This is a genomic window from Streptomyces sp. NBC_00005, from assembly GCF_045160215.1.
Lineage (GTDB): Bacteria > Actinomycetota > Actinomycetes > Streptomycetales > Streptomycetaceae > Streptomyces.
On record NZ_CP108316.1, the window covers coordinates 5,788,268 to 5,814,605 of the forward strand.

Below are 26,338 nucleotides of genomic sequence, written 5' to 3' on the forward strand. Positions count from 1 at the left end.
GTGGGCGTCTGACGGATGTCGCCCCGGTAGGCCACACTGCCAGACTGATCCCCGCCCCCAGGGCGAGCAGCCGCTCGCCCCTCGAACCCAAGAGGCTCTCCCCACCGTGCTGCATTCCGGGGGTGTCACCCCCCAGCCCTCCGGGCCCTCCGGCCGGGACCGGAGTCGGCCGAAGACGCCGAAGACGACGACACGAGGCAAGGATTCGTGAACTTCACGCGCTGGAGCGCCCGGCTCCCCGGAACGCAGCGCCGCGCCGCAGCGCGGACCGATCACACGGTCGTCCCCGACCGGCCGGCCGAGGCCGCGAGCGCCGTCCCCGCGGCCCGCGCCGAACAGCTCACCGACGAGCCCCCACCCGTACCGGCCGTCGACGAACTCCCCGTCCGCGAGGTCCTCGACCGCGTCCCCGCCCTGGTGGCGCTGGTCCACGGCCCCGACCACCGCGTCGCCTACGTCAATGACGCCTACGTGACGGCCTTCGGCGTACGCCCGCTGGGCGAGCCCACCCGCGACTCCCTCCCGGAACTGGCCGAACTGGGCCTGCTCCCCCTCCTCGACCAGGTCCTGCGCAGCGGCAAGCCCCGCACCCTCAAGTCCCGCAAGGCCCCCGACGGCCGCTCCTACACCTTCACCTGCACCCCGGTCACCGAAGGCGACAACGCGGGCGTGCTCGTCTTCGCGACCGACGTCACCGACCACGCCGAGGCCGCCGAACGCCTGCGCGCCAGCGAGCGCCAGCAGCGCGAGACGGCGGTCACCCTCCAGCGCTCGCTGCTGCCCCAGGAACTGGAAGAACCCGACGACCTGCGCATCGCCGCCACCTACCAGCCCGGCGGCACGGAAGCCGCGGTCGGCGGCGACTGGTACGACGTCATCACCCTCGGCGGCGGCCGCACGGCCCTGGTCATCGGCGACGTGATGGGCAGAGGCGTACGCGCCGCGGCCGTCATGGGCCAACTCCGCACGGCGGTGCGCGCGTACGCCCGCCTCGACCTCCCCCCGCACGAGGTGCTGCAACTCCTCGACGGCCTCGCCGCCGAGATCGACGCCAACCAGATCGCCACCTGCGTGTACGCCATCCACGACCCGAACGAGGGCCGCCTGGTGTACGCCTCCGCCGGCCACCTCCCGATCCTCGTCCGCGACGAGAGCGGAGTGGTCCTGCGCGCCGACGAACCGACCGGCCCGCCCCTCGGCACCGGCGGCTGGATGCACGCCTCCGGCTCGATCCCGCTCGGCCCCGGCTCCACCGCCGTCCTCTACACGGACGGCCTGGTGGAGCGCAGGAACGAGGACCTGGACGAGGGCATCGCGTCCCTGGAGCGAGCCCTGTCGGGCGCGACCGGCACGCCCCAGGTCGTCTGCGACCGCCTGGTCCGCTCGGCGGGCGTGACGGCGGACCACGACGACGACGTGGCCGTCCTGGTCCTCCAGCACCCGGCCCGCACGGGCCCCGACAGCGACCTGTTCCGCAACGCTGCCCTGGAGCTCCTCGGCGGCATCGAAGCGGCCCCACGCGCGCGTGCGTTCGCCTCCGGCGTCCTGACCAGCTGGCGGTTCCCGTCCGACCTCCACGACCTGGGCGTCCTGGCGGCCAGCGAACTGGTCGCCAACTCCCTCCAGCACGGCACCCCGCCCATGCGACTGCGCCTGCGCCGCACCGACCGCCGCCTGATCATCGAGGTCACCGACGGCGACGACCACCTCCCCCGCCGCCGCCGCGCCGAACCGGCCGACGAATCCGGCAGAGGAATCGCCATCGTCGCGACGATCGCCTCGAACTGGGGCTCCCGACGAACACCGGGCGGCGGCAAGGCGGTCTGGTGCGAGTTCGTCCTCCCGAAGGGCGCGCACTGACCACCCGACCGAACCGGCGCACGCACCACCCCGCGCGCGTCACCCAGGCGAACCCGCCCCCCGGTGCTAATGGCTCCCCATGGCAGACGAACCGGGCTTCCAGCTCAAAGGCAACGTCCCCGAACGCTACGAGCACTACGTGGCGCCCATCATGGCGCCCTTCGTCACGGCACTCGTGGACGCCGTCGACCTCTACCCCGGCGCCGCCGTGCTCGACCTGGCCTGCGGCACCGGCTTCGCCGCCCGCGCCGCGGCCGCCCAGGTCGGCCCCGCGGGCCGCGTCCGAGGCGCCGACATCAACGAACCCATGCTCAGGGTGGCCAAGGCCCACCACCCCCGCCTCTACCCCGACATCGAGTTCACCGCGGCCCCCGCCGACAAACTCCCGTACCCCGACGCCTCGTTCGACGCGGTCGTCTGCCAGCAGGGCGCCCAGTTCTTCCCCGACCTGACGGCGGCCCTCACCGAGACGGCCCGCGTCACCCGCCCCCACGGCCGTTTCGCGGCCACAGTCTGGGCCCCCAGGGCCCTCACCTCCCCGTACTTCGCCGCCCAGCACGAGGTACTGGCGGAATACGGCGGCCCCGGACCGGCCGACTCCTTCGCCGCCGCCTTCGCCTGCACCGCGGACCGCCTCACCGCGGCGCTGCGGACCGCCGGCTTCCACGAAGCGACCGCCCACGAGTTCACGTTCGGCATCACCCTCCCCCCACTCGCCGAGTTCGCCCCCGGCCACTTCTCGTGCCTGCCCTGGTCCCAGCAGATCCTCGACACGCGAGGCCCGGAGGCCCTGGCTGCCGCGGCCCAGGCCCTCACCACCCGCCTCACGGCCCACGCCGACACGACCACGTTCCCCTTCACGGCAACGCTCGCCACAGCCGCCCTCTGACCCCGCACACGAGAAAGGGCGGCCGCCATCCGCAGATGACGACCGCCCTCACACTCCGACCGACCTCACGCCTCCGCGACGACCGGCTCCGCAGCCACCCCACCCCGGGCAACCACACGACTCCTCCCGACCCACGGCCGATCCTGTACGGCGGTGAGCTGCCGCCCCAGCCGCAGCGCGAGGTAGGTGATCCCCAGCGAGAACAGCAGGAACGTCACGATGTACGGCGCGGGCAGCGAGGCCCCCATCGGCCCGCCCAACGCGGGACCGATGGCCAGCGCGAGCTGCTTCACCAGGGCGAAGGCGGAGTTGTACTGCCCGGCCATCCCCTCCGGCGCGAGATCGGCGACCAGCGGAGCGACCGTCGGCGACAGCATCGCCTCCCCGAGCCCGAACAGCGCGTACGTCGACACGAACGCCGCCGTCGCCATCTCCCGGCTGCCGTGCCCGAGCCCGGCGTACCCGGCCGCGACCCACGCCACGGCCCAGATCAGCCCCACGGCCGCGATCACCCGCGACCGCCGACGCCGCTCGACGAACTTCAGCACGGCGAACTGCGCGACCACGATCATCAGGGTGTTGGCGGCGAGCGCCGTCCCCAACGCGGACGTCGAGATGCCCGCAGCCTCGACCCCGTACGCACTCAGCCCCGCCTCGAACTGCCCGTAGCAGGCGAAGAACAGCACGAAGCCCAGCACGCTCAGCTGCACCATGGCGCGATTCCCGAGCAGCTGCTTCCAGCTGCCCCTGGCCGACTGCGCCGGAGCGTCCTCGATGCGCGGCGAGTGCGGCATCCGCACCGTCGACAGCACGACCGCCAGCAGCAGGAACATCGCCGCCTCGATCGCGAACAGCAGCGTGAAGGAGGAGACGCGCGAGGTGTCGACCAGATGACCGCCGATGAGCCCGCCGACACCGAGCCCGAGGTTCTGCAGGAAGAACTGCATGGCAAAGGCACGCGAGCGCGTGTCGGCGGTGGAGCAGTCCACGATCATCGTCGCCAGCGCGGGCTGCATCACGGCCTGCCCGGCACCGAGCGCCGCCGCCGACAGCAACACGGTCGTCGCGTTGCCCGCAAGCCCCAGGCTCAGCGCACCCAGCGCGGCGGTCACCAGGGCGGCGAGCAGGACCGGCAGCGGGCCGCGCCGGACGATGGCCCGCCCGGCGAACGGCAGCACGATCAGCGCGGCCACGGCGAAGACGGCGAGGACAAGCCCCGCCGTCACGGCTCCCAGTCCTCGCACCTGCGCCACATAGACGTACAGGTACGGGACCGTGAAGCCGAGCCCGAACGCGCTGAGTGCGTTACCCACATGGATCCGGCGCATTGCTGCGCCCATCGCCCTGGTCACGTTCACCTCAATCAGATAGTTGGAGTGCCTCAGTACTTAGAACCGAAGACTTCAAAGCTAAAGTTAGAAGCTAAACAGTACACCTGGAAGAACTTCAATGCCAAGCAGGCTCATGCCATACTTCGCCCATGGGCGACACCCCCGGCACCCTCGGCGAACCGACACTCGAAGAGCAGATCGCCGCCTACCAGCGCGAGTTCCGGGACCTCGACCCCCAGGTCGAAAAGATCGTCTCGGCCCTCTCCCGCCTGAACCGCCGTATGAACGTCGCGTACGGCCGCCAGACCTCCGCCCTGGGCATCAGCAACGCCGAGTGGGAGGTCCTCAAGGCCCTCGTCCTCGCCGGCGCCCCGTATCGCCTGGGCCCGAGTGATCTCGCCAAGCGCCTCGGCCTGACCCCGGCGGCGATGACCCACCGGATCGACCGCATGCTCGCCGAGGGCCTGGTGACCCGGGAGCGCGACGAGTCCAACCGGGTCCGGGTGATCGTGGAGCTGACCGCGGAGGGCCGCGAGAAGTGGCTCGAGGCGATGCGCCTCGCCACGGTCTTCGAGGAGGACCTCCTCCAGGACCTGTCCCCGGAGGACCGCACCGCCCTCGGCGAGGTCCTCACCCGCCTCCTGCGCAGGGTGGAACACGCCCAGCCGGACGCGGGCGGACGCCTCACCGACCTGGACTGAGGCCGACGAAAAAGATCTTGACAGGGGGCGCTTGACAGTCCCCTCCCGGATCCGTAATGTTCTCCGGGTTGCCACGGAGCCGTAACGGTTCTGCGACAGCACCTCCGCCGCACAAGCGGCACCTCAAACCATCAGCACGATCTCCCATCGGGATTGAATTCGGCATGCCCGAATTCAATTCGATTTGGACCCGGCAGCTCGATTAGGAACTGCCGAAGGGATCCGCTAAGGTTTGAGACGTCGGAACGGCCCAACGGCCGGGAAGACAGCCCCCGCTGACTGAGGGTCAGGCCCGAAAGGATCTGATAGAGTCGGAGCCGCCGGAAAGGGAAACGCGAAAGCGGGAACCTGGAAAGCGCCGAGGAAATCGGATCGGGAAACGGTCTGATAGAGTCGGAAACGCAAGATCGAAGGGAAGCGCCCGGAGGAAAGCCCGAGAGGGTGAGTACAAAGGAAGCGTCCGTTCCTTGAGAACTCAACAGCGTGCCAAAAATCAACGCCAGATATGTTGATACCCCGTCTCCTGCCGGATATCCGGTGGGGGCGAGGTTCCTTTGAAATAAAACACAGCGAGGACGCTGTGAACGACCGCCTTATTCCGGTGGTTGTTCCGCTCTCGTGGTGTCGACCCGATTACGGGTAAACATTCACGGAGAGTTTGATCCTGGCTCAGGACGAACGCTGGCGGCGTGCTTAACACATGCAAGTCGAACGATGAACCACTTCGGTGGGGATTAGTGGCGAACGGGTGAGTAACACGTGGGCAATCTGCCCTTCACTCTGGGACAAGCCCTGGAAACGGGGTCTAATACCGGATAGCACTCCTGCTCGCATGGGTAGGGGTTGAAAGCTCCGGCGGTGAAGGATGAGCCCGCGGCCTATCAGCTTGTTGGTGAGGTAATGGCTCACCAAGGCGACGACGGGTAGCCGGCCTGAGAGGGCGACCGGCCACACTGGGACTGAGACACGGCCCAGACTCCTACGGGAGGCAGCAGTGGGGAATATTGCACAATGGGCGCAAGCCTGATGCAGCGACGCCGCGTGAGGGATGACGGCCTTCGGGTTGTAAACCTCTTTCAGCAGGGAAGAAGCGCAAGTGACGGTACCTGCAGAAGAAGCGCCGGCTAACTACGTGCCAGCAGCCGCGGTAATACGTAGGGCGCAAGCGTTGTCCGGAATTATTGGGCGTAAAGAGCTCGTAGGCGGCTTGTCACGTCGGGTGTGAAAGCCCGGGGCTTAACCCCGGGTCTGCATTCGATACGGGCTAGCTAGAGTGTGGTAGGGGAGATCGGAATTCCTGGTGTAGCGGTGAAATGCGCAGATATCAGGAGGAACACCGGTGGCGAAGGCGGATCTCTGGGCCATTACTGACGCTGAGGAGCGAAAGCGTGGGGAGCGAACAGGATTAGATACCCTGGTAGTCCACGCCGTAAACGGTGGGAACTAGGTGTTGGCGACATTCCACGTCGTCGGTGCCGCAGCTAACGCATTAAGTTCCCCGCCTGGGGAGTACGGCCGCAAGGCTAAAACTCAAAGGAATTGACGGGGGCCCGCACAAGCAGCGGAGCATGTGGCTTAATTCGACGCAACGCGAAGAACCTTACCAAGGCTTGACATACACCGGAAAGCATTAGAGATAGTGCCCCCCTTGTGGTCGGTGTACAGGTGGTGCATGGCTGTCGTCAGCTCGTGTCGTGAGATGTTGGGTTAAGTCCCGCAACGAGCGCAACCCTTGTTCTGTGTTGCCAGCATGCCCTTCGGGGTGATGGGGACTCACAGGAGACCGCCGGGGTCAACTCGGAGGAAGGTGGGGACGACGTCAAGTCATCATGCCCCTTATGTCTTGGGCTGCACACGTGCTACAATGGCCGGTACAATGAGCTGCGATACCGTGAGGTGGAGCGAATCTCAAAAAGCCGGTCTCAGTTCGGATTGGGGTCTGCAACTCGACCCCATGAAGTCGGAGTTGCTAGTAATCGCAGATCAGCATTGCTGCGGTGAATACGTTCCCGGGCCTTGTACACACCGCCCGTCACGTCACGAAAGTCGGTAACACCCGAAGCCGGTGGCCCAACCCCCTTGTGGGGAGGGAGCTGTCGAAGGTGGGACTGGCGATTGGGACGAAGTCGTAACAAGGTAGCCGTACCGGAAGGTGCGGCTGGATCACCTCCTTTCTAAGGAGCACTTCTTACCGATCCCCACGGGGTGAGGTCAGAGGCCAGTACATCGGCGTACGTCCGATGCTGGTTGCTCATGGGTGGAACGTTGATTATTCGGCACACTTGATCGTCTTCTCCTTCCAGTACTGCTCGTCAGAGCGTGGAACGTTGAGGGAAGCGGGGAGTGGGCCGGGCACGCTGTTGGGTGTCTGAGGGTTCGGCCGGTTTTCGGCTGCCTTCAGTGCCGGCCCCAGTGAACTCGCCCTTCAGGGTGGGGTGATGGGTGGCTGGTCGTTGTTTGAGAACTGCACAGTGGACGCGAGCATCTGTGGCCAAGTTTTTAAGGGCGCACGGTGGATGCCTTGGCACCAGGAACCGATGAAGGACGTGGGAGGCCACGATAGGCCCCGGGGAGTCGTCAACCAGGCTTTGATCCGGGGGTGTCCGAATGGGGAAACCCGGCAGTCGTCATGGGCTGTCACCCTTGCCTGAACACATAGGGCAAGTGGAGGGAACGCGGGGAAGTGAAACATCTCAGTACCCGCAGGAAGAGAAAACAACCGTGATTCCGGGAGTAGTGGCGAGCGAAACCGGATGAGGCCAAACCGTATACGTGTGAGACCCGGCAGGGGTTGCGTGTGCGGGGTTGTGGGATCTCTCTTTTACGGTCTGCCGGCCGTGAGACGAGTCAGAAACCGTTGATGTAGGCGAAGGACATGCGAAAGGTCCGGCGTAGAGGGTAAGACCCCCGTAGTCGAAACGTCAACGGCTCGTTTGAGAGACACCCAAGTAGCACGGGGCCCGAGAAATCCCGTGTGAATCTGGCGGGACCACCCGCTAAGCCTAAATATTCCCTGGTGACCGATAGCGGATAGTACCGTGAGGGAATGGTGAAAAGTACCGCGGGAGCGGAGTGAAATAGTACCTGAAACCGTGTGCCTACAAGCCGTGGGAGCGTCGGGCAAGCATTTGTGCTTGCCTCGTGACTGCGTGCCTTTTGAAGAATGAGCCTGCGAGTTTGCGGTGTGTTGCGAGGTTAACCCGGGTGGGGTAGCCGTAGCGAAAGCGAGTCCGAATAGGGCGTTTTTAGTAGCACGCTCAAGACCCGAAGCGGAGTGATCTAGCCATGGGCAGGTTGAAGCGGAGGTAAGACTTCGTGGAGGACCGAACCCACCAGGGTTGAAAACCTGGGGGATGACCTGTGGTTAGGGGTGAAAGGCCAATCAAACTCCGTGATAGCTGGTTCTCCCCGAAATGCATTTAGGTGCAGCGTCGTGTGTTTCTTGCCGGAGGTAGAGCACTGGATAGGCGATGGGCCCTACCGGGTTACTGACCTTAGCCAAACTCCGAATGCCGGTAAGTGAGAGCGCGGCAGTGAGACTGTGGGGGATAAGCTCCATGGTCGAGAGGGAAACAGCCCAGAGCATCGACTAAGGCCCCTAAGCGTACGCTAAGTGGGAAAGGATGTGGAGTCGCAGAGACAACCAGGAGGTTGGCTTAGAAGCAGCCACCCTTGAAAGAGTGCGTAATAGCTCACTGGTCTAGTGATTCCGCGCCGACAATGTAGCGGGGCTCAAGCGTACCGCCGAAGTCGTGTCATTCATACAATAGGGCCAACGCCTGTATGGATGGGTAGGGGAGCGTCGTGTGCCGGGTGAAGCCGCGCCGGAAGGCAGTGGTGGACGGTTCACGAGTGAGAATGCAGGCATGAGTAGCGATTCACACGTGAGAAACGTGTGCGCCGATTGACTAAGGGTTCCTGGGTCAAGCTGATCTGCCCAGGGTAAGTCGGGACCTAAGGCGAGGCCGACAGGCGTAGTCGATGGATAACCGGTTGATATTCCGGTACCCGCTGTGAAGCGTCAAACACCGAACCTATTGATGCTAAGGCCGTGAAGCCGTTCCGGACCCTTCGGGGAAAGGAAAGTGGTGGAGCCGCCGGACCAAGGTGGTAGTAGGTGAGTGATGGGGTGACGCAGGAAGGTAGTCCAGCCCGGGCGGTGGTTGTCCCGGGGTAAGGGTGTAGGACGTCAGGTAGGCAAATCCGCCTGACACATAGTCTGAGACCTGATGCCGAGCCGATTGTGGTGAAGTGGATGATCCTATGCTGTCGAGAAAAGCCTCTAGCGAGTTTTATGGCGGCCCGTACCCTAAACCGACTCAGGTGGTCAGGTAGAGAATACCGAGGCGTTCGGGTGAACTATGGTTAAGGAACTCGGCAAAATGCCCCCGTAACTTCGGGAGAAGGGGGGCCATCACCGGTGATTGGATTTTCTCCATGAGCTGGGGGTGGCCGCAGAGACCAGCGAGAAGCGACTGTTTACTAAAAACACAGGTCCGTGCGAAGCCGTAAGGCGATGTATACGGACTGACGCCTGCCCGGTGCTGGAACGTTAAGGGGACCGGTTAGTGCGCTTTCGGGCGTGCGAAGCTGAGAACTTAAGCGCCAGTAAACGGCGGTGGTAACTATAACCATCCTAAGGTAGCGAAATTCCTTGTCGGGTAAGTTCCGACCTGCACGAATGGCGTAACGACTTCTCGACTGTCTCAACCATAGGCCCGGTGAAATTGCACTACGAGTAAAGATGCTCGTTTCGCGCAGCAGGACGGAAAGACCCCGGGACCTTTACTACAGTTTGATATTGGTGTTCGGTTCGGCTTGTGTAGGATAGCTGGGAGACTTTGAACTCCGGACGCCAGTTCGGGGGGAGTCGTCGTTGAAATACCAGTCTGGTCGTGCTGGATGTCTAACCTGGGTCCGTGATCCGGATCAGGGACAGTGTCTGATGGGTAGTTTAACTGGGGCGGTTGCCTCCTAAAGAGTAACGGAGGCGCCCAAAGGTTCCCTCAGCCTGGTTGGCAATCAGGTGTTGAGTGTAAGTGCACAAGGGAGCTTGACTGTGAGACCGACGGGTCGAGCAGGGACGAAAGTCGGGACTAGTGATCCGGCGGTGGCTTGTGGAAGCGCCGTCGCTCAACGGATAAAAGGTACCCCGGGGATAACAGGCTGATCTTCCCCAAGAGTCCATATCGACGGGATGGTTTGGCACCTCGATGTCGGCTCGTCGCATCCTGGGGCTGGAGTCGGTCCCAAGGGTTGGGCTGTTCGCCCATTAAAGCGGTACGCGAGCTGGGTTTAGAACGTCGTGAGACAGTTCGGTCCCTATCCGCTGCGCGCGCAGGAATATTGAGAAGGGCTGTCCCTAGTACGAGAGGACCGGGACGGACGAACCTCTGGTGTGCCAGTTGTTCTGCCAAGGGCATGGCTGGTTGGCTACGTTCGGGAGGGATAACCGCTGAAAGCATCTAAGCGGGAAGCCTGCTTCGAGATGAGTATTCCCACCCACTTGATGGGGTAAGGCTCCCAGTAGACGACTGGGTTGATAGGCCAGATCTGGAAGGCGGGTAACCGCTGGAGGTGACTGGTACTAATAGGCCGAGGGCTTGTCCTCAGTTGCTCGCGTCCACTGTGTTGGTTCTGAAACCACGAACAGCCCCACGTTTCACAGAGCGTGGCGTGGCTGGACAGTTTCATAGTGTTTCGGTGGTTATAGCGTGAGGGAAACGCCCGGTTACATTCCGAACCCGGAAGCTAAGCCTTACAGCGCCGATGGTACTGCAGGGGGGACCCTGTGGGAGAGTAGGACGCCGCCGAACAATCATTGCAAAAACCCCCGTACCAATAATCGGTACGGGGGTTTTCTGCGTTCGGCTACCGTGGCTGGCATGAACTACAAGGTCCGTTCCATACACGCCGACGAGTGGCCCGAGACGAAGGCGCTGCGGCTTGCCGCCCTGCAGGATCCCGTGGCGCACCTCGCCTTCTTCGAGACCTACGATCAGGCCGCGGCCCAGCCGGATTCCTTCTGGCAGGAGCGCGCCGCCGGCGGTGCCGAGGGCGCGTCCGGTGCCCAGCAGATCATCGCCGAGGGACCGGACGGCGAGTGGGTGGGCACGCTGACCGTGCTGGTCGAGAAGCCCGGGTCGACCGACTGGGCCGGGTTCCCGGTCGAGCGGAAGCAGGGGCATGTCGTCGGGGTATTCGTACGGCCCGAGCACCGCGGTATCGGTCTCACCGAGGTGCTTTTCGACGCCGGCCTGGAGTGGGCGTGGGCGCAGGGCTCCGAGCGGGTGCGGCTCATCGTGCACGAGGAGAACGGGCGGGCTCAGCGGCTGTACCGGAAGGTGGGATTCGCACCCACCGGTGTCGTGGTGCCATGGGAGCAGACACCCGGGGAGAACGAGCTGGAGTTCGCCATCGAGCGCGACGCGGGTTGACGGGCTACACCGGCAGTTCGTCGTGGGGCCAGCGGGCGCGGCCCTGTTCCCGGGATCGGAGCAGGGCCAGGGTCGGCAGGCCCCGTTCCGCCCCGGTGGCCAGCAGCTCCGGGAGCTGGGGAAGCGGAGCCACGGCTGCCACGTCGTCGAGGACGAGCGCAAGTGGTGGGTCGAGGCGACCGGAGGATGACCGTTCGGCCATGCGCCGGCCGCGCTCGACCACGCTTGAGACGAGGGCCGTCAGGAGGGGCATCGCGCCCGGGTTGGTCCTGGGGTCCTCGATGGATTCCCCCACCACATAAAGCGTGCCCCCTTCAGCGACGAAGGAATCCAAGGCGAGGGCATCTGCTCGGTTGGGAGTGCAGGACTCGCGGATGTTCACCGTGAAAAGGGCGGAGAGGGCTCGGCTGGTCAACTCCTGCGCCATGTCGCGGCGTTCGGGGTGCGCGGTGAGCGCGGCCTCGAGTTCGCCCGCGGAGCCGGGAGCGGCCTTGGGGTTCGTACGGAGGATGCGGACCGCGTCCTGGACCTGGGCGCCCTGGGACCAGCGGTGGACGTGGCGGGTGGTGCGTCCGTCGACTGCGGCGGCGTGCAGATAGCTGCGCAGGAGCGTTTCGGCTGTCGCCGACAGGGCCTGGTCGAGTTTCGCCGTGGGGCGGATCGGGGTGAGGAGCGCGGCTGCTCTGGCTGTTGCCGTCTGCTTGTCCTCGCAGCCCGCGGTGGGTGACCAGTGGAGGCGGGCCGGGGTGTCGCAGAGGTGGGAGGGGTCGTAGAGGAGGACGGGGCCCAGTTTCGCCCGGGCGTCCTTTGTGTCCGACCAGACCGCCGTGTTCGAGGTGATGACCACCGCCGGGCCTTCCGCGTCGCGTACGGCCTGGGTCGCGGTTGCCTGGCGGCTTTCCCTCGGGGCGACGAGGATTTTCTCCCACCCGCCCACCACGCGTTCGTCGACGAACGCGGAGGCCGGGGGTGCCGCTTCCTGGCGGAGTTCCGTCGGCTCCGGTTCGGGCGGGGCCGTTCTCGGTGTCGGCACCTCATGGTGCGTCGGCGTCGGCTCGGGCAGCGAGCTCGGCTCAGGCGTGGGCCTTTCGAACGCCGCCGCCTGTCCTGCCCGCCGCCTCAGCCGGCCGGCCCGCCAGCGTGCGAACGTCCCCATCACGAACACCGTCAGTACGAACAGCACCATCAACTGCCCGATGAACAGGCCCCAGAACAGCCCGTACCCGGAGAGCTGTGCGTCGGGTGTCTCGGGCCAGGCGCCGGGGATGTCGTGCGGCTCGCCGATGAGGTGGCGCATGGCGAGGGGCGTGCGGGTGAAGGTGACGCCGTCCGGCCAGCTGCCCTTCGCGAACCAGCCGGCGAGGCCCGTGGCCGACCACACCAGCAGGGTCATGCCGAGCAGGAAGGCGAGTATGCCGATCAGTAGTCCGTCCGGGATGCCGCCCTGGCCGTCCCGGCCTTCCCGTCGCTGGTCGTCCGGTCTCACCACGTCCCGCCTCCCGCTACGCAACCGTCGACTCGGACGGCCCTTCGAACTCGCTCAGGTGCTGTTCCACGAAGGCCGCGGCCCGCTCCTCCGCTTCCAACTCGGCGGCGCGCAGGGCGTCGTCGTGCAGCTCGCGTTCGGCGGACGACTCCGTCATCGCGCGGTCGGTGAAGACCAGTGGGCGTTCCGTGTCGGTGATCAGGTGTTTGACGACCTGGACATTGCCGTTGACGTCCCACACCGCGATGCCGGGGGTGAGCGTGGGGATGATCTCCACGGCCCAGCGCGGCAGGCCCAGTACCCGGCCGGTCGCTCTTGCCTCGTCCGCCTTCTGGGCGTAGATCGTCCTGGTCGACGCCATCTTCAGGATCGCGGCCGCCTCCTTCGCCGCCGCGCCGTCGACGACGTCCGACAGGTGGTGGACCACGGCCACGAAGGACAGACCCAGGCGTCGGCCGAACTTCAGCAGGCGCTGGAACAGCTGGGCCACGAAAGGGCTGTTGATGATGTGCCAGGCCTCCTCGACCAGGAAGATGCGCTTCTTCCGGTCGGGGCGGATCCAGGTGTGTTCCAGCCATACGCCGACGATCGCCATCAGGATCGGCATGGCGATGGAGTTGCGGTCGATGTGGGACAGATCGAACACGATGAGGGGCGCGTCGAGGTCGATGCCCACGGTCGTCGGGCCGTCGAACATGCCCCTCAAGTCACCGTCGACCAGGCGGTCGAGGACCAGCGCCACGTCCAGGCCCCAGGCCCGTACGTCGTCTATGGCGACGTTCATCGCCTCGGCCGACTCCGGCTCGGGGTGCCGTAGCTGCTCGACGATGTCGGTGAGGACCGGCTGGCGTTCGACGATCGTCTCGTTGACGTAGGCGTGCGCGACCTTGAGGGCGAAGCCCGAGCGTTCGTCCAGCCCATGACCCATCGCGACCTCGATGATGGTCCGGAGCAGCGCCAGCTGGCCCGTCGTCGTGATCGCGGGGTCGAGCGGGTTGAGGCGGATGCCCATGTCCAGGGCGGCCGTCGGGTCCAGCCGGATGGGAGTTATTCCCAACTCCTGCGCGATGAGGTTCCATTCGCCGACGCCGTCCTCGCCCTGCGCGTCCAGGACGACGACCTGGCGGTCGCGGAAGCGCAGCTGCCGTAGGACGTAGGTCTTCTCCAGGGCCGACTTGCCGTTGCCCGACTCGCCGAGGACCAGCCAGTGCGGGGCCGGCAACTGCTGGCCGTAGAGCTGGAAGGGGTCGTAGATGTAGCCCTTGCCGGAGTAGACCTCGCGGCCGATGATGACGCCCGAGTCGCCGAGGCCGGGGGCGGCGGTCGGGAGGTAGACCGCCTGGGCCTGGCCTGTCGACGTACGCACCGGCAGACGGGTCGTCTCGACCTTCCCGAAGAGGAAGCCCGTGAAGGCGTCGGTGAGGACGGACATCGGATCCCGCATCAGAGCTCAGCCCCTACCTTCGGATGCCGGTGGCGAACGGAAGCGTGTTCACGAAGGCGCGATGGTGTTCCCGGTCGCACCACTCCAGCTTCAGGTACGACTTTCCGGCCGACGCCCGGATGGTCCGCTTGTCGCGGGCCAGGGCCTCGGGGGAGCGGGAGGAGACGGTGATGTAGCCGACCAGGTTCACGCCTGCCGCGCCGCTCGCGAGGTCCTCGCCGCGCTGGTCGATGCGGTTGTGGGCGGCTACGTCGCGGGGGTCCACCGTGCGGTTCATCTTGGCGGCGCGGGACGCCTCGGCCTCGTCGTTGGTCTTCTCGGTCAGCATGCGTTCGATGGCTACCTCGGTGGGCTCGAGATCCATCGTCACGGCGACCGTTCGGATGACGTCAGGGGTGTGGACCAGGAGCGGGGCGAGGAAGTTGACGCCGACGGGAGTCATCGGCCATTCCTTCACCCACGCCGTGGCGTGGCACCAGGGCGCGCGCGTGGACGACTCCCGGGTCTTGGCCTGGAGGTACGTGGGCTCCATGGCGTCCAGCTCGGCCGGCCAGGCGTTGCGCTTCGTCATCGCCTGGATGTGGTCGATCGGGTGGTCGGGGTCGTACATGCCGTGGATGAGCGAGGCGAGGCGGCCCTGTCCCAGCGGCTGCCGTACGCGGATGTCGGCCTCCTGGAGGCGCGAGCAGATGTCGGTGAGCTCGCGGGCCATGACGACCGCGAGACCCGCGTCCCGGTCCACCTTGCGGCCGTTGGCGGGGCGGGCCGCCCGCGCCATCGCCTGTGCCTCGGCCGCGAGGTCGCGGGTGAAGTGCATGCAGGCGACGAGGTAGGCGCGGTGCTGCTCGCTGCTCGTCGACACCATCGACTGCAGTTGGTCGTACGAGTCCTGCAGCCAGCCCAGGGACTTCTCGTCGCCGCGCATGGCGACGTCCTTGGCGTGGGCGTCCGGGTCGGCGGGGAGGGTGCGGGCGAGCATCTGGAGGCGGGTGACGAAGCCGTCGCCGTTGGCCACGTGCTTGAGGAGGGTGCCGAAGCGGTCGACGAGGGCTTCCTGGTCCTCGGAGTCGCGCAGGCCGACGCCGGGGCCCTCGATCTCGATGGCGGCGGTGACGGTGCGCCGGTCGGCGTGCAGGAGCACGGCGATCTCGTCGGGGCCGAAGGGGGCGGCCAGCCAGGTGATGCGGCCGATCCCGGGGGGCGGCCCGATCTCGACCTCGCGCCCGTCGAACCGCGTGCCGGCCTCGACGACGCCGCTGCGGTAGAGCGTGCCCTGCTTCAGGGTGCGCTTGTAAGTGCGGTTGATCTCGAACCACTTGTAGAACGTGCGGTGCTTGTACGGCACGTAGACCGCCGCCAGCGCGACCAGCGGGAAGCCCATCAGCAGCACGATGCGCAGGGAGAGGACGGGGACCACGAGCCCGCACATCATGCCGAGGAACGCGCCGCCGATGATGAGCGCGATCTCGCCGGTTTCACGGTTCCTTCCGACGATCGCGTTCGGCCGGGCGCGGCCGATGAGATATGTACGGCGGGGCGTGACCGGATGGGACAGGTGGGACTCGGTCGTCAACGCCCTTCACCTCCCGTGCGGTTGGTACTGCTGTTGCGGGTGTTGCCGGCGTGCGGGGTGTTCACCGGGTTCGACGAGCGGGGTGCGGGTGCGGCGGAGGGGACAGATCCGCCGCCACCTCCGTTCGAGGAGCGGGTGCTGTGGGCCGCGACACCGCCGGAGACCGGGTTGGCCGGGCGGGCGCCGCCACCGGAGGACGACTGGCCGCCGCCTCCGTCGTTCGCGCGGGCGCTGTGCGTCTTGATGCCCTGCGCGACCATGGTCGCCGGGGAGCTGATGACCGCGGCGGCCTTGCCCTCAGCGCCCTGCATGATGCGGTTGTTGCGGCCGTTGGCGATCTCGTCGCCGAAGCCGGGGACGAAGCGGTAGATCATCGCGCTGGCGAAGATGGCGAGCAGGATGATCGCGAGGCCGGAGACGACGGCGGAGAACGAGTCGGGGCCGTTCGCGGAGGACAGGGCTCCGGCGAGGCCGAGCACGATGACGATGATCGGCTTGACCAGGATGACGGCGATCATGATCCCGGCCCAGCGGCGGACGTGGCCCCACAGGTTCTTGTCGACCAGGCCGGCGTAGACGACGGTGCCGAGGAGGGCTCCGACGTAGAGGAGCGCGGCGCGGATGACGAGCTCCAGCCAGAGCACACCGGCGGCGAGGATGCTGACCAGGGACACGACGATCAGCATGATCGGGCCGCCGCCGATGTCCTCGCCCTTGTTGAGGGCGCCGGAGAACGTGCCGAAGAAGGTGTCCGTCTGGTTGCCGGTGGTCTTCGCGAGGACGTCTGTGACGCCGTCGGTCGCCGAGACGACGGTGTAGAGGATCAGCGGCGTGAACGCCGACGCCAGGACCGTCAGCCAGAGGAACCCGATCGCCTCCGAGATGGCCGTCGAGAGGGGGACGCCTCGGACGGCTCGCTTGGCCACCGCGAGCAGCCAGAGGACGAGGGTCAGGATCGTCGACGCGGCGAAGACGACCGCGTACTGCTGCAGGAACTTGGTGTTCGTGAAGTCGACGTTCGCGGTCTCCTTCACGGCCTCGCTGAGCTTGTCGATGGTCCAGGAGGCGGCCTTGGCGCAGCCCTTGGCGAGGGAGGAGAGGGGGTCGAGGGTGGAGGTGGGGTCGAGGCCGCCGCCGGTGCCTCCGGTGCCCTTGGCGCCGTTGCCGCGTTCGCAGTAGTCCTTGGCGGGGCCGCGGATGAGGTCGCAGGGGTCGTTGCTCGCCGTCGGGGTGGGCGTGGGTGCGGCGAAGGCACGGGTGGCCAACAGCACAGTGGTGGCCTGGACGGTGGCGACTACGGCCGTGACCTTGAGGAAGCGGTGGTTAGCGCGCATAAGTGAAGCCTCCGTACTCCTCGACAGCCTTCGTCATGTCGTCGGCGGTGGAAGCCTTCTGGTCGCGCCCGACCGGCACGGGTCCGTCCTTCTGCTGGAAGTCGGTGACCTTCCAGTCGTTGTCGATCCACTTCAGCTGGTACGTCGTGGTGTACCAACTCTCGGAGACCGGGTTGGTCGAGCTCTCACCGGACAGGCCGAAGAGCGACGTGTACCAGACCTCGACTGTGGCAGCGCCCGCGCTGGAGGAGGTGGCCTTGGTGCCCACCGGTACGACCCGGGAGACGAAGGTCTGGCCGCTGGGTGCTCTGCCGTCCTTGTCGAGGCCGATGTTGGCCAGGAACTTCTCGCTGGAGTACGCACTGTCCAGGTCGGACTGCCGAGCGGCGGCGACATCGGGAGCGTAGACGGTGTTGACGATCCCGTGCCGACTGTCGGTGTTGAACATGTCGGTCGAGCCCAGCGCGACCGAGTAGTTCGCCGCCGCGCTCTGCGCCCCCTGCGCGTCATGGGCGAACCCCGTCGGAATCCCGCCCGCCGTGGAGACCGGCTTCGTCCCGCTAGCCGCCGTACTCGACGCCTCCGGCTTGTTGCCGCTGCCGCTGTTCGAAGAGGAATCGTCTCCTCCACGGTTCGCGAAGGCGATCGCGGCGATCAGCAGGACCACCACGCCGACCACCGTGACCAGGCTTCGCGAGGACGACCGGCCGCCGCGCCGTGCGCCCCCGTACACATCGCCGCCGCCTTCGGGCAGTCGTGTTCGGGTCTGGCCCGTGCCGCCGTAACCGCCGGAGGCCTCGTGCTCGTCTCCGAGACTCATGCCGCGTACGCCCTCCCCAGCTCGTAGACATACGACGGTAGCCGTGCTGGTTCCCGCGCGGGCGCGGTGTGGTGACTCGACATCAGGGAAACGCAACCTCAGCCGGTGGGCGCGAAGGGCGGGTGGGGTAGAGGGGGACCGGGCGTGCCCGGAGCGGACGGGAGGACGCCTGCCGCAAACGGCCAGCTAGACAGCCATGCCGTACACGATGGTGAAGAGCGTGCCCAGGGATCCGATGATGAAGACTCCCGTGAGGCCGGCGATGATCAGGCCTTTACCCTGTTCCGCACTGAAGGTGTCGCGCAGCGCTGTCGCGCCGATGCGCTGCTTCGCGGCGCCCCAGATGGCGATGCCGAGGCAGAGCAGGATGGCGACCGCCATCACGACCTCGACCATCACCTTGGCCTCGTTGCCCAGGCTGCCGAAGGGGCCCCAGTCCGGAGCGATCCCGCCGATGATGGTGTTGATGTCTCCCTTGTCGGCCGCAAAGAGCATGTAAGTCACCGCCCCTGGTGGGTAGTTCTGCAGTCCCCCTGCGGGGGTGCAGAGGTCAGGGTCATTCTCGCCGACAATGCTGCCGTCGTATGTCGACTTGGCGGCATTGGTTGGCGGGTTTCGTACGAATAGCACTTAGGTCACTCTGTGTATCACGGCAGGTCACGCCGGGCAATGAGGCCTGAGCGGAACCTGTGGTGTGGTTCCGTCGTTGACCCCTTTTACGACCTGAATCGTTCCTGACGACCGGGTCGGTCGGGTGGTCGCGCCGATGTTCGCCGGGTGACGGATGAAGAGTATCCCGGCAGGACGAACGGGCCGCGGCTGGTGGCCGCGGCCCGCTCGGTGACGGAGGGTCAGCAAGTCAGCCGGTGAAGGCGGAGACTCCCTCCGGGGTGCCCCAGCCGGTCGGGCCGTCGTATCCCGACTGGGCGGTGCACAGGTAAGTGGTGGAGCAGCTGCCGTTGTTGCCGCTCGTGACGTCGTTGAGTGCCGAGGTGCCGGCCGCCGCGTACGGGAAGGAGGCCGGGTAGCTGCTGGACGACGGGGTGCCGGCCAGGGCGTAGACGCCCGCGATGATCGGGGACGAGGCGCTCGTGCCGCCGAAGGTGTACCAGCCGGCGGTGATGCCGTAGGAGTCGTAGACCGAGACGCCCGTCGCCGGGTCGGCGACCGCTGAAACGTCTGAAATCGTGCGCTTGGTGCAGCCGGTGTCGGTCTGCCAGGTCGGCTTGGCGTCGTAGGAGGAGCAGCCGGAGCCGGTGCCCTCGGTGCTCGATGTCTTCCAGACGGTTTCCGTCCAGCCGCGGGTGGTGGAGGTGGCCTTCGAGAGTGCCGTGCCGCCCACTGCCGTCACGTACTTCGAGGCCGCCGGGTATTCGGCGCCGTAGCCGCTGTCGCCGGCGCTGACGGTGATGGCCACGCCCGCGTGGTTGAAGTAGGACGAGTCGTACGTGGTGTCGGAGGAGGACTCCGAGCCGCCGTAGCTGTTCGAGACGTACTTGGCGCCCAGGGTGACCGCGCGGTTCACGGCCGTACCCAGGTTGGCCATGGTCGCCGACTTCGCCTCGACGAGGAGGATGTTGCAGTTCGGGCAGACGGCGGAGGCCATGTCGAGGTCGAGGGAGATCTCCTCGGCCCAGCCGGTGTTGGCGGAGGGCAGGGAGGTCGTGGAGCCGGTCTGGCTGACCTTCTTGAAGCAGCCGTTGGCGGTGGTGCAGGCGCTCAGGCCGTAGTACGAGCGGTAGGTGGCGAGGTCGGCCTCGGCGTTCGGGTCGTCGTAGGCGTCGACGATGGCGATGGTCTCGCCGGAGCCGTTGGAGGCGGCGGCGGAGGTCAGGCCGTAGGCGGACTGGAGGTCGGTGGGGCCGTAGCCGGAGGGGGTGGAGGCGTCGGCGGCCTTGGGGGTGACGCCGGTCTTCGCCGCCTGCTGCTTCTGGTAGGCGGTGAGGCCGCCGGTCACGCGGTAGGAGTCGCAGGCGAGTTCGCCCTTGTGGGCGGGGGTGGCGCAGGGGGTCGCGGTCCAGGTCGCCTTCGTGGAGGTGGCCGTCTGTGCCGCCTCGGCCTGGACGGCGGTGCCGAAGCCGGTGAGGAGCAGGGCGGCCGTGGCCGCTGCGGCGGTGCCTATACGGCGCCAACCGCCGTGCAGGGAGGGTCTGTTGGGGGGAGTGGAACGCATCGTGCAGCCTCCTGATGTTCCTGATGGGGTGGAACAGGGGCGGTGCGGGTGCGATGCCGTCGGGCAGATGTGGGGTGTTCCGGCGGCGGGCGGCGGCCCGCCAAGACCATCTCTTGTTGCGTACGTGACAACCAGAGGGCTCCTGGAATTCTGACTTCCGGATTACCGAACCCGGTCTGGTCCTTTACTCAACTCACAGTGATCTCAGGGGGATTGCACGGAAAAACGGGCCGCGGCCGGCTGCCGTGACCCGTTTCCCTTTCCATGCCGCCGAGGAGGGCCCCACGCACTCCTCAATCAGGCGGCTCCCCGTGACCCGACGGGGAGGTCGTGCCGAGCGCTCAGCCCGTGAAGGCGTCGAGGCCCTCGGGGGTGCCCCAGCCGGTCGGGCCGTCGTAGCCCGACTTCGCGGTGCAGAAGTAGCTGGTGGTGCAGGAGCCGTTGCTGCCGCTGGTCACGTCGTTGAGGGCGGACGTGCCGGCCGCGTTGTACGGGTACTGCGCCGGGTAGTCGCTGCTGCCCGGGGTGCCCGCGAGGGCGTAGACCGACGCGATGAGCGGGGACGAGGCGCTGGTGCCGCCGTAGGTGTTCCAGCCGGTGCCGTCGTCGCCGTAGGAGTCGTAGACGGAGACTCCGGTGGCGGGGTCGGCGACGGCGGAGACGTCGGCGATCATGCGCTTGGTGCAGCTGGTGTCGGTCTGCCAGGACGGCTTGGCGTCGTACGAGGAGCAGCCGGAGCCGGTTCCCTCGGTGCTGCTGGTGTTCCAGACGCTCTCGGTCCAGCCACGGCTGTTGGAGGACGTGGAGAGCTTGGTGCCGCCGACCGCGGTCACGTACTTCGACGCGGCCGGGTACTCGGCGCCGTAGCCCTCGTCGCCCGCGCTGGCGGTGATGGCGACGCCCGGGTGGTTGTAGTACGAGGAGTCGTAGGTGGTGTCGGAGGAGGACTCCGAGCCGCCGTAGGAGTTGGAGACGAACTTGGCGCCCAGCTTGACGGCCTCGTTCACCGCCGTGCCCAGGTTGGCGTCGCTCGCCGACTTCGCCTCGACGAGGAGGATGTTGCACTGCGGGCAGGTCGCGCTGACCATGTCGAGGTCGAGCGAGATCTCACCCGCCCAGCCGCTGTCGGCGGTGGGGAGGGAGGTCGTGGAGCCGGTCTGGCTGACCTTCTTGAAGCAGCCGTTGGCGGTGGTGCAGGCGCTCAGGCCGTAGTACGAGCGGTAAGTGGCCAGGTCCGCCGCGGCGTTGGGGTCGTCGTAGGCGTCGACGATGGCGACGGTCTGGCCGGAGCCGTTGGAGGCGGCCGCGGAGGTCAGGCCGTAGGCGGACTGGATGTCCGACGGGCCGTAACCGGTCGGGTCGTCCGAGGCGGAGTTCGGCTTGACGGTCTTGGGCGTGACGCCCTTGAGCGCGGCCTGCTTCTCCATGAAGGCGGTGGTGCCACCGGTGACGCGCAGTGCGTTACAGGCGGCGTAGCCCTTCTTCGGGGTCGCGGCACACGCGTTCGTGTACTTCACGTGGGCCTTGGCGACCTGAGTGGCGATCGCCTTGGCGCTCACCTTGTGGGCGGCGGGGGCGGCCGTGGGGGTGACGGCGTTCGCCTGGACGGCGGTGCCGAGTCCGGCGATGACCAGTGCGGCGGTGGCCGCGGCGGCCGAGCCGACGCGGCGCCATCTACCGGGTATGTGGGGGGAGTTGGGGGTGGTCGTACGCAACGTAAAGCCTCCTGGACGTGTTTGGCAGAGGCCTGCGGTGGGGGGACTGCCGGGGGTTCCCGGCAGGGGCGGCGACCCGCGTAGACCATCGCTTGTTGAGTACGCGACAAACAAGACAGTTTCGGAATTCTGACTTCCGCATTACTGAAGGGGGTTGGGGGGTTACTGATCAATGGTGGGGCGATGGAGGGGGGATGGGGGCGGCTTGACTCTGCGCACAGCAGGCCCACAGGTTTTGTACAGGTTTACGCGCGTGGATCCGTGGGTTCATTCGTGCGTTCAGGGGGCGTGGGTCCGGTCACTACGACGGTTACCGCGGCGCCGTGACGAAGTGGTCGAACTCGCCTGCCTGTACGCCGAGTACGAAGGCGTCCCACTTGGGGCGGTCGGTGGTGACGGTGGTGTGCGGGGCGGTGGTGTTGTGGATGCGGATGGTGTCGCCGTCGCCGAAGGTGACCTGGATCGGGGGGTGGGGGGCGGCGTGCGGTTCGTTCTTGAGCAGGGCGAGGAGGGTGCCGAAGGCGGCCGGGGTGGCGGTGAGTATCTCGCCGGTCGGGTCGCTGGATTCGGTCAGGTGGATCGTTTCGGGGGTGGCGGCGACGTGGACGCAGGAGGCGCCTTCGGAGCAGTGCGACGACTTCTGCCAGGACAGGTCCATGGGGGGGCTTCCTCACAGCTCTTGCATCACGCGGTGGATGAGGTCTCGGGTCTTTTCCGGGGCGAGCGCGACGGTCTCGACCCTCTCGAACAGCGTGCGGTACTTGTGCAACTGGGCTTCGGCGTCGAGGAAGGCGATGCCGTGGGACTGGTCGAGGTAGACGGTGTCCAACTGCGGTACGGCGCCGTGCACGTAGTAGATCGACTGCCCCGACCCCGGGTAGGCGCCGGCCTCGAAGGTGATGGCACGCAGGGTGATGTGCTCGCGTTCGCTCATGTCGAGCAGGTGCTGCAACTGCTCATGAGTGGCGGTGGGGCCGCCGACCTTCATGCGCAGAGCCGCTTCATGGATCACGGTCGCGTATGGAGTGGGGCTTTCGTCGAAGAGGATCTTCTGTCGCTTGATGCGGAACGAGAGGCGGTGCTCGATGTCGGGCGGCGAGAGTTCGGTGACGGCCTGGCGGAAGATCTCGAGTGCGTAGGCGCGAGTCTGGAGCAGGCCGGGGATGCGTGCCGTGGTGGTGTCGTGCAGCGCCTGGGCGTGGTGTTCCAGTTCTGCAAGGTCGAGCAGGGCGTTGGGCAGCAGTTCGCGGTACTGCTCCCACCACCCGCGCTTGCGATCGGGAGTCAAGGCGACGAGTGCCTCGATGAGGGCCTTGTCCGAGCAGTCGTAACTGCAGGCGATCGAGCGCAGGCGATCGGGGCTCACCCCATGGCGGCCGGCCTCCATGTTGCTGACCTGGTTCTGCTTGATCCCGAGGAACTGCGCGGCCTGGGTCGAGGTCAGGCCCGCGCGCTCGCGCAACTTGCGCAGCTCTGCCCCAAGCCGGAGTTGACGGCCGGTGGGGGTGCTTCTCATGCCCAACGTTCGACTCCTTCGTCACCCACAAGCGTGAACATCGAAGACCTTCAGGCATCTGGGTCTAACAACTTACAACTTGCCGCTACCTTCGTGTCCAGGCGCCTCGCCCAGAAGCACACCGCCCGACGGGGCGGCACCGTCACAGGGTCACGACCCAACTCCCCACAGTGATCGGAGACTTCCGATGGCCACCGTATCCCCGTCCTGGGCCTACACCCTCCAACTCCCGCACGATCCACGCGCCCCGGGCATCGCTCGCGCCACCCTCCGCACCGTGCTCGCCGCCCACGAACTCACCGAACTCATCCCCACAGCCGAGCTGTTGGCCTCCGAGCTGCTGGCCAACGCACACCGGCACACCCGCGGGCCCTACGCCCTGCGCGTCCGGCCGATGCAACCCGGTCGGCTTCGGGTCGCCGTATGGGATGCCGACCCGAGGGTCCCGCCCGGGTTCGCGGACGACGGTGTCCTGCCCGCCCTGCCCCCGTGGGACGCCGAAGACGGTCGCGGACTGCACCTCGTGCGGGCCTGCGCCGATGCGGTCGGTGTCTCCGTGCTGCGGGAGCTGGGGGCCTCGAAGGGCGGGAAGCTGCTGTGGGCGGAGTGTCGGTAGGGGAGGCGAGGGTGGTGGTTCCGCCGTACGGTGGATGCGACGCCGATGAGGTTTGGAGACGGAGGCAGCGAGCCATGTCCGTGTCACCAGGCGCCTTGCCCCGTCTCGTCGACGCCCCCCAGCCGCAGAAGGGGCCGTTCACGGAGAAATCCCGGTGAACGGCAGACCGTTTCTCACCTTCGTCGGCCACAGTGGGCTCCGATGAAGCGCACCTCACGCATCAACCGTCGTATCGCGACGCCCGTGTACGCCGCCATCGTGCTGCTCGTGCCGGCCCTCACCTCCGCCTCCCTCGCGTCCGCCGACGACGGCCCAGGCCCGTTCGCGGTGACCGCCGTCGCGGCTCCCAGTGTGCAGACCGCGAGAGTCGGGGCCCTCTTCGACGCCGACCGGCGTTCGTCCCTCGCGGGCGGGCACTTCTGCACCGCCTCCGTCGTGCACAGCCCGAACCGCAATCTCATCGTCACCGCGGCCCACTGCCTGAACGGGGATGGTGACCTGGTGTTCGCGCCGGGGTACCGGGACGGCAAGGCGCCGTACGGGGTGTGGACGGTGCGGAGATCGTTCCTGCCCGACGGGTGGGCCAAGGGGCAGCACGAGGACAGTGACGTCGCCTTCGGCATTCTCGGCGACCAGGACGGCAAGGGCGTCGAGGACGAGGTCGGCGGGAACCGGTTCGTGGCCGGCATGGCGACCGGAGCCACCGCCGTCACCGTCACCGGGTATCCCAACTCCCGTGAAGTCCCCATCAGTTGCACCAACAAGCCGACCGCGCACAGCCGTACCCAGCAGCGGATCGAGTGTCCCGGCCTCTCGGGAGGGACCAGCGGCAGCCCCTGGGTGAACGGGGACCAGGAGGTCGTCGGGATTCTGGGCGGGCACGAGGAGGGCGGCGTCACGGCCGACATCTCCTACAGCGTGGTGCTCGGCACGGAGGCGGCCGAGCTGTACCGCGACGCGGCCGCCGATCCCTGACCGGACGCCGGGACCGGGGTCGGGGCGTATTGCCGGGGCGCGGCGGCGTACGCCTGGGGCGTGCCATAAGGCGGATATTGGGCCCCATTTGGCGGGTAATCCCCTTGCGGGGCGTACGGGTTGCCCGGGCCGGGTTCTGTGGCGGGTACAGCGTCGCCACGTGCGGTTTCTCCTTCTGTGTGATCACCCCGGAACGCGGGACGCGCCCCTAGACTGACGTGGGCGAACGGACTCCCGGGCAGCGAGGGGCGATTGACGGTGCGTAAGGGATGGATCGTGGCGACGGCTGTCGTCGGCTCGGCCCTGTCCTTCGTGATGCTGCTCGTCGTCGGTGTGTACGTCGTCGCCGGGAACCTCGTCAACGGGGTGGGCGGAGGGACGAAGGCGCTGGCCAAGGGGGCCGTGCCCGCCGCGTACTCGGCCATCGTGCAGAAGTGGGGCAACCTCTGCTCCGCCATCAACCCCGCGCTGCTCGCCGCCCAGCTCTACCAGGAGAGCGGGTTCAACCCGAACGCGAAGAGCGCGGCGGCCGCCGAGGGAATAGCGCAGTTCATCCCGGGGACCTGGGCCACGCACGGCATCGACGGCAACGGGGACGGCGTCAAGAACGTCTGGGACCCGCAGGACGCGATTCCGTCCGCCGCCTCGTACGACTGCCAGCTCGCCTCGTACGTGAAGGACGTACCCGGGAATCTGACCGAAAACATGCTGGCCTCGTACAACGCGGGGTCCTACGCGGTGATCAAGTACGGGGGCGTGCCGCCGTACAAGGAGACCCAGAACTACGTCAAGACGATCACGACGCTCGAGGAGAGCTTCGCGGCGCCCACGACGCGGGTGGATCCGTCCAAGCAGGCCGCGGGAGCCATCTACTACGCGCAGAAGAAGCTCGGGACGCCCTATCTGTGGGGCGGCAACGGGACCAGTGCCGACGACGGGCGTTTCGACTGCTCGGGGCTGACCAAGGCCGCGTACGAGAGTGTCGGGATCACGCTGCCGCGGGTGGCGAACGACCAGTACAACGCGGGACCGCACCCCAAGCGGGCGGAGCTCCTGCCCGGCGATCTCGTGTTCTTCTCCGACGACCTCACCAACTCCCGGGCCATCCGGCATGTGGGGATTTACGTCGGGGGCGGGTACATGATCGACGCGCCGAGGACCGGCGCGGTGATCCGGTTCGACCCGATCGACACCCCCGACTACTTCGGGGCCACGAGGGTCACCGAAGATGGCGCGAAAGCGTTGCCCACGACGGTGTGAACCGAGCGTGAACCCACCCCCTGAGCTGCAATGATGAGTCTCTCTTCGATAACGTCTGAGTGATCATTCGGTGGAGTGTGGAACGTATTAACCGGGACCGTGCGTTCCTGTTCTCGTAGTCATCTGTGAGTTGTCTACGACGTGATCTACCACCACGGGGGTGGGAAAGCGGGCGCGCGCGGGCGTGCCCGGCAGCAGACGACGAAGG

General features: G+C 66.9%; 18 protein-coding genes and 3 rRNA genes. 10 read left to right on the plus strand and 11 right to left on the minus strand.

All coding sequences use genetic code 11. The annotated features are described in order from the left end of the window. Positions 1 to 207 precede the first annotated feature (207 nt). Complete coding sequence (locus OG303_RS26580) at positions 208 to 1,860, plus strand: SpoIIE family protein phosphatase (RefSeq protein ID WP_405871413.1); 1,653 nt, start codon at positions 208 to 210, stop codon at positions 1,858 to 1,860. A 79-nt stretch (positions 1,861 to 1,939) separates the two neighbouring features. Then, complete coding sequence (locus OG303_RS26585) at positions 1,940 to 2,749, plus strand: class I SAM-dependent methyltransferase (protein ID WP_405871415.1); 810 nt, start codon at positions 1,940 to 1,942, stop codon at positions 2,747 to 2,749. Between the two features lie 65 nt (positions 2,750 to 2,814). Here OG303_RS26585 and OG303_RS26590 read toward each other — a convergent pair whose 3' ends face one another. After that, a complete protein-coding gene (locus tag OG303_RS26590; protein ID WP_405871416.1) occupies positions 2,815 to 4,089 on the minus strand; it encodes an MFS transporter in 1,275 nt (424 codons plus the stop codon). Between the two features lie 140 nt (positions 4,090 to 4,229). Between OG303_RS26590 and OG303_RS26595 the strand changes: the two genes are divergently transcribed. From OG303_RS26595 to OG303_RS26615, 5 genes are all read left to right on the plus strand, one after another. Beyond that, positions 4,230 to 4,781: a MarR family winged helix-turn-helix transcriptional regulator gene (locus OG303_RS26595; protein ID WP_405871417.1), complete on the plus strand. Its 552-nt coding sequence runs from the start codon at positions 4,230 to 4,232 to the stop codon at positions 4,779 to 4,781. A gap of 646 nt (positions 4,782 to 5,427) precedes the next feature. Beyond that, positions 5,428 to 6,955: ribosomal RNA gene (locus OG303_RS26600) — 16S ribosomal RNA — on the plus strand. A 315-nt stretch (positions 6,956 to 7,270) separates the two neighbouring features. Next, positions 7,271 to 10,392: ribosomal RNA gene (locus tag OG303_RS26605) — 23S ribosomal RNA — on the plus strand. Positions 10,393 to 10,480: 88 nt separating this feature from the next. Continuing rightward, positions 10,481 to 10,597 (plus strand): 5S ribosomal RNA (rrf, locus tag OG303_RS26610). Together the 16S, 23S and 5S rRNA genes form the textbook arrangement of a ribosomal RNA operon. 69 nt (positions 10,598 to 10,666) lie before the next feature. Beyond that, positions 10,667 to 11,218, plus strand: a complete 552-nt coding sequence (locus tag OG303_RS26615; protein ID WP_405871418.1) for a GNAT family N-acetyltransferase — start codon at positions 10,667 to 10,669, stop codon at positions 11,216 to 11,218. Between the two features lie 4 nt (positions 11,219 to 11,222). Here OG303_RS26615 and OG303_RS26620 read toward each other — a convergent pair whose 3' ends face one another. The 10 genes from OG303_RS26620 to OG303_RS26665 all read right to left on the minus strand — a co-directional run bounded on the left by OG303_RS26620 (position 11,223) and on the right by OG303_RS26665 (position 23,279). After that, complete coding sequence (locus OG303_RS26620; protein ID WP_405877488.1) at positions 11,223 to 12,704, minus strand: TraM recognition domain-containing protein; 1,482 nt, start codon at positions 12,702 to 12,704, stop codon at positions 11,223 to 11,225. A gap of 16 nt (positions 12,705 to 12,720) precedes the next feature. Beyond that, a complete protein-coding gene (locus OG303_RS26625; RefSeq protein WP_405871419.1) occupies positions 12,721 to 14,148 on the minus strand; it encodes an ATP-binding protein in 1,428 nt (475 codons plus the stop codon). A gap of 13 nt (positions 14,149 to 14,161) precedes the next feature. Further along, positions 14,162 to 15,721: an SCO6880 family protein gene (locus tag OG303_RS26630; protein WP_405871420.1), complete on the minus strand. Its 1,560-nt coding sequence runs from the start codon at positions 15,719 to 15,721 to the stop codon at positions 14,162 to 14,164. Then, the gene (locus OG303_RS26635; protein WP_405871421.1) at positions 15,718 to 17,055 is read right to left on the minus strand and encodes a hypothetical protein; all 1,338 of its coding nucleotides are present in this window, start codon (positions 17,053 to 17,055) and stop codon (positions 15,718 to 15,720) included. Before OG303_RS26635 ends, OG303_RS26630 begins: the two co-directional genes overlap by 4 nt. Continuing rightward, the gene (locus OG303_RS26640) at positions 17,045 to 17,875 is read right to left on the minus strand and encodes a hypothetical protein (protein WP_405871422.1); all 831 of its coding nucleotides are present in this window, start codon (positions 17,873 to 17,875) and stop codon (positions 17,045 to 17,047) included. The genes OG303_RS26635 and OG303_RS26640 overlap by 11 nt, the downstream gene beginning before the upstream one ends. 186 nt (positions 17,876 to 18,061) lie before the next feature. Continuing rightward, positions 18,062 to 18,370, minus strand: coding sequence for a hypothetical protein (locus tag OG303_RS26645; protein ID WP_037622434.1), 309 nt, complete (start codon positions 18,368 to 18,370; stop codon positions 18,062 to 18,064). Positions 18,371 to 18,734: 364 nt separating this feature from the next. After that, a complete protein-coding gene (locus OG303_RS26650; RefSeq protein WP_405871424.1) occupies positions 18,735 to 20,048 on the minus strand; it encodes a peptidase S8 in 1,314 nt (437 codons plus the stop codon). 341 nt (positions 20,049 to 20,389) lie between these two features. After that, complete coding sequence (locus OG303_RS26655) at positions 20,390 to 21,763, minus strand: peptidase S8 (RefSeq protein ID WP_405871425.1); 1,374 nt, start codon at positions 21,761 to 21,763, stop codon at positions 20,390 to 20,392. 310 nt (positions 21,764 to 22,073) lie between these two features. Beyond that, the gene (locus tag OG303_RS26660) at positions 22,074 to 22,421 is read right to left on the minus strand and encodes a DUF397 domain-containing protein (RefSeq protein ID WP_405871426.1); all 348 of its coding nucleotides are present in this window, start codon (positions 22,419 to 22,421) and stop codon (positions 22,074 to 22,076) included. A gap of 12 nt (positions 22,422 to 22,433) precedes the next feature. After that, entirely contained in the window at positions 22,434 to 23,279 is an 846-nt protein-coding gene (locus OG303_RS26665; protein WP_405871427.1) for a helix-turn-helix domain-containing protein, read from the minus strand. A gap of 187 nt (positions 23,280 to 23,466) precedes the next feature. On the opposite strand from OG303_RS26665, the gene OG303_RS26670 reads away from it, so the two are divergent. The 3 genes from OG303_RS26670 to OG303_RS26680 all read left to right on the plus strand — a co-directional run bounded on the left by OG303_RS26670 (position 23,467) and on the right by OG303_RS26680 (position 26,130). Continuing rightward, on the plus strand, positions 23,467 to 23,895 hold the full coding sequence (locus OG303_RS26670; protein ID WP_405871428.1) for an ATP-binding protein: 429 nt from the start codon (positions 23,467 to 23,469) through the stop codon (positions 23,893 to 23,895). A gap of 201 nt (positions 23,896 to 24,096) precedes the next feature. Next, on the plus strand, positions 24,097 to 24,870 hold the full coding sequence (locus OG303_RS26675; protein ID WP_405871429.1) for a trypsin-like peptidase domain-containing protein: 774 nt from the start codon (positions 24,097 to 24,099) through the stop codon (positions 24,868 to 24,870). Positions 24,871 to 25,122: 252 nt separating this feature from the next. Then, positions 25,123 to 26,130 carry an NlpC/P60 family protein gene (locus tag OG303_RS26680; protein ID WP_405871430.1) on the plus strand — a complete coding sequence of 336 codons (1,008 nt, stop codon included), beginning with the start codon at positions 25,123 to 25,125 and terminating at the stop codon, positions 26,128 to 26,130. Positions 26,131 to 26,338 lie beyond the last annotated feature (208 nt).

What these genes read in the sequence shown, in the direction of transcription:
- OG303_RS26635 (WP_405871421.1), bottom strand. Translation starts at nt 17,055, where the DNA reads ATGCGCGCTAACCACCGCTTCCTCAAGGTCACGGCCGTAGTCGCCACC.
- OG303_RS26665 (WP_405871427.1), bottom strand. Translation starts at nt 23,279, where the DNA reads ATGAGAAGCACCCCCACCGGCCGTCAACTCCGGCTTGGGGCAGAGCTG.
- OG303_RS26640 (WP_405871422.1), bottom strand. Translation starts at nt 17,875, where the DNA reads ATGAGTCTCGGAGACGAGCACGAGGCCTCCGGCGGTTACGGCGGCACG.
- OG303_RS26615 (WP_405871418.1), top strand. Translation starts at nt 10,667, where the DNA reads ATGAACTACAAGGTCCGTTCCATACACGCCGACGAGTGGCCCGAGACG.
- OG303_RS26595 (WP_405871417.1), top strand. Translation starts at nt 4,230, where the DNA reads ATGGGCGACACCCCCGGCACCCTCGGCGAACCGACACTCGAAGAGCAG.
- OG303_RS26670 (WP_405871428.1), top strand. Translation starts at nt 23,467, where the DNA reads ATGGCCACCGTATCCCCGTCCTGGGCCTACACCCTCCAACTCCCGCAC.
- OG303_RS26645 (WP_037622434.1), bottom strand. Translation starts at nt 18,370, where the DNA reads ATGCTCTTTGCGGCCGACAAGGGAGACATCAACACCATCATCGGCGGG.
- OG303_RS26650 (WP_405871424.1), bottom strand. Translation starts at nt 20,048, where the DNA reads ATGCGTTCCACTCCCCCCAACAGACCCTCCCTGCACGGCGGTTGGCGC.
- OG303_RS26660 (WP_405871426.1), bottom strand. Translation starts at nt 22,421, where the DNA reads ATGGACCTGTCCTGGCAGAAGTCGTCGCACTGCTCCGAAGGCGCCTCC.
- OG303_RS26675 (WP_405871429.1), top strand. Translation starts at nt 24,097, where the DNA reads ATGAAGCGCACCTCACGCATCAACCGTCGTATCGCGACGCCCGTGTAC.
- OG303_RS26590 (WP_405871416.1), bottom strand. Translation starts at nt 4,089, where the DNA reads ATGGGCGCAGCAATGCGCCGGATCCATGTGGGTAACGCACTCAGCGCG.
- OG303_RS26585 (WP_405871415.1), top strand. Translation starts at nt 1,940, where the DNA reads ATGGCAGACGAACCGGGCTTCCAGCTCAAAGGCAACGTCCCCGAACGC.
- OG303_RS26625 (WP_405871419.1), bottom strand. Translation starts at nt 14,148, where the DNA reads ATGCGGGATCCGATGTCCGTCCTCACCGACGCCTTCACGGGCTTCCTC.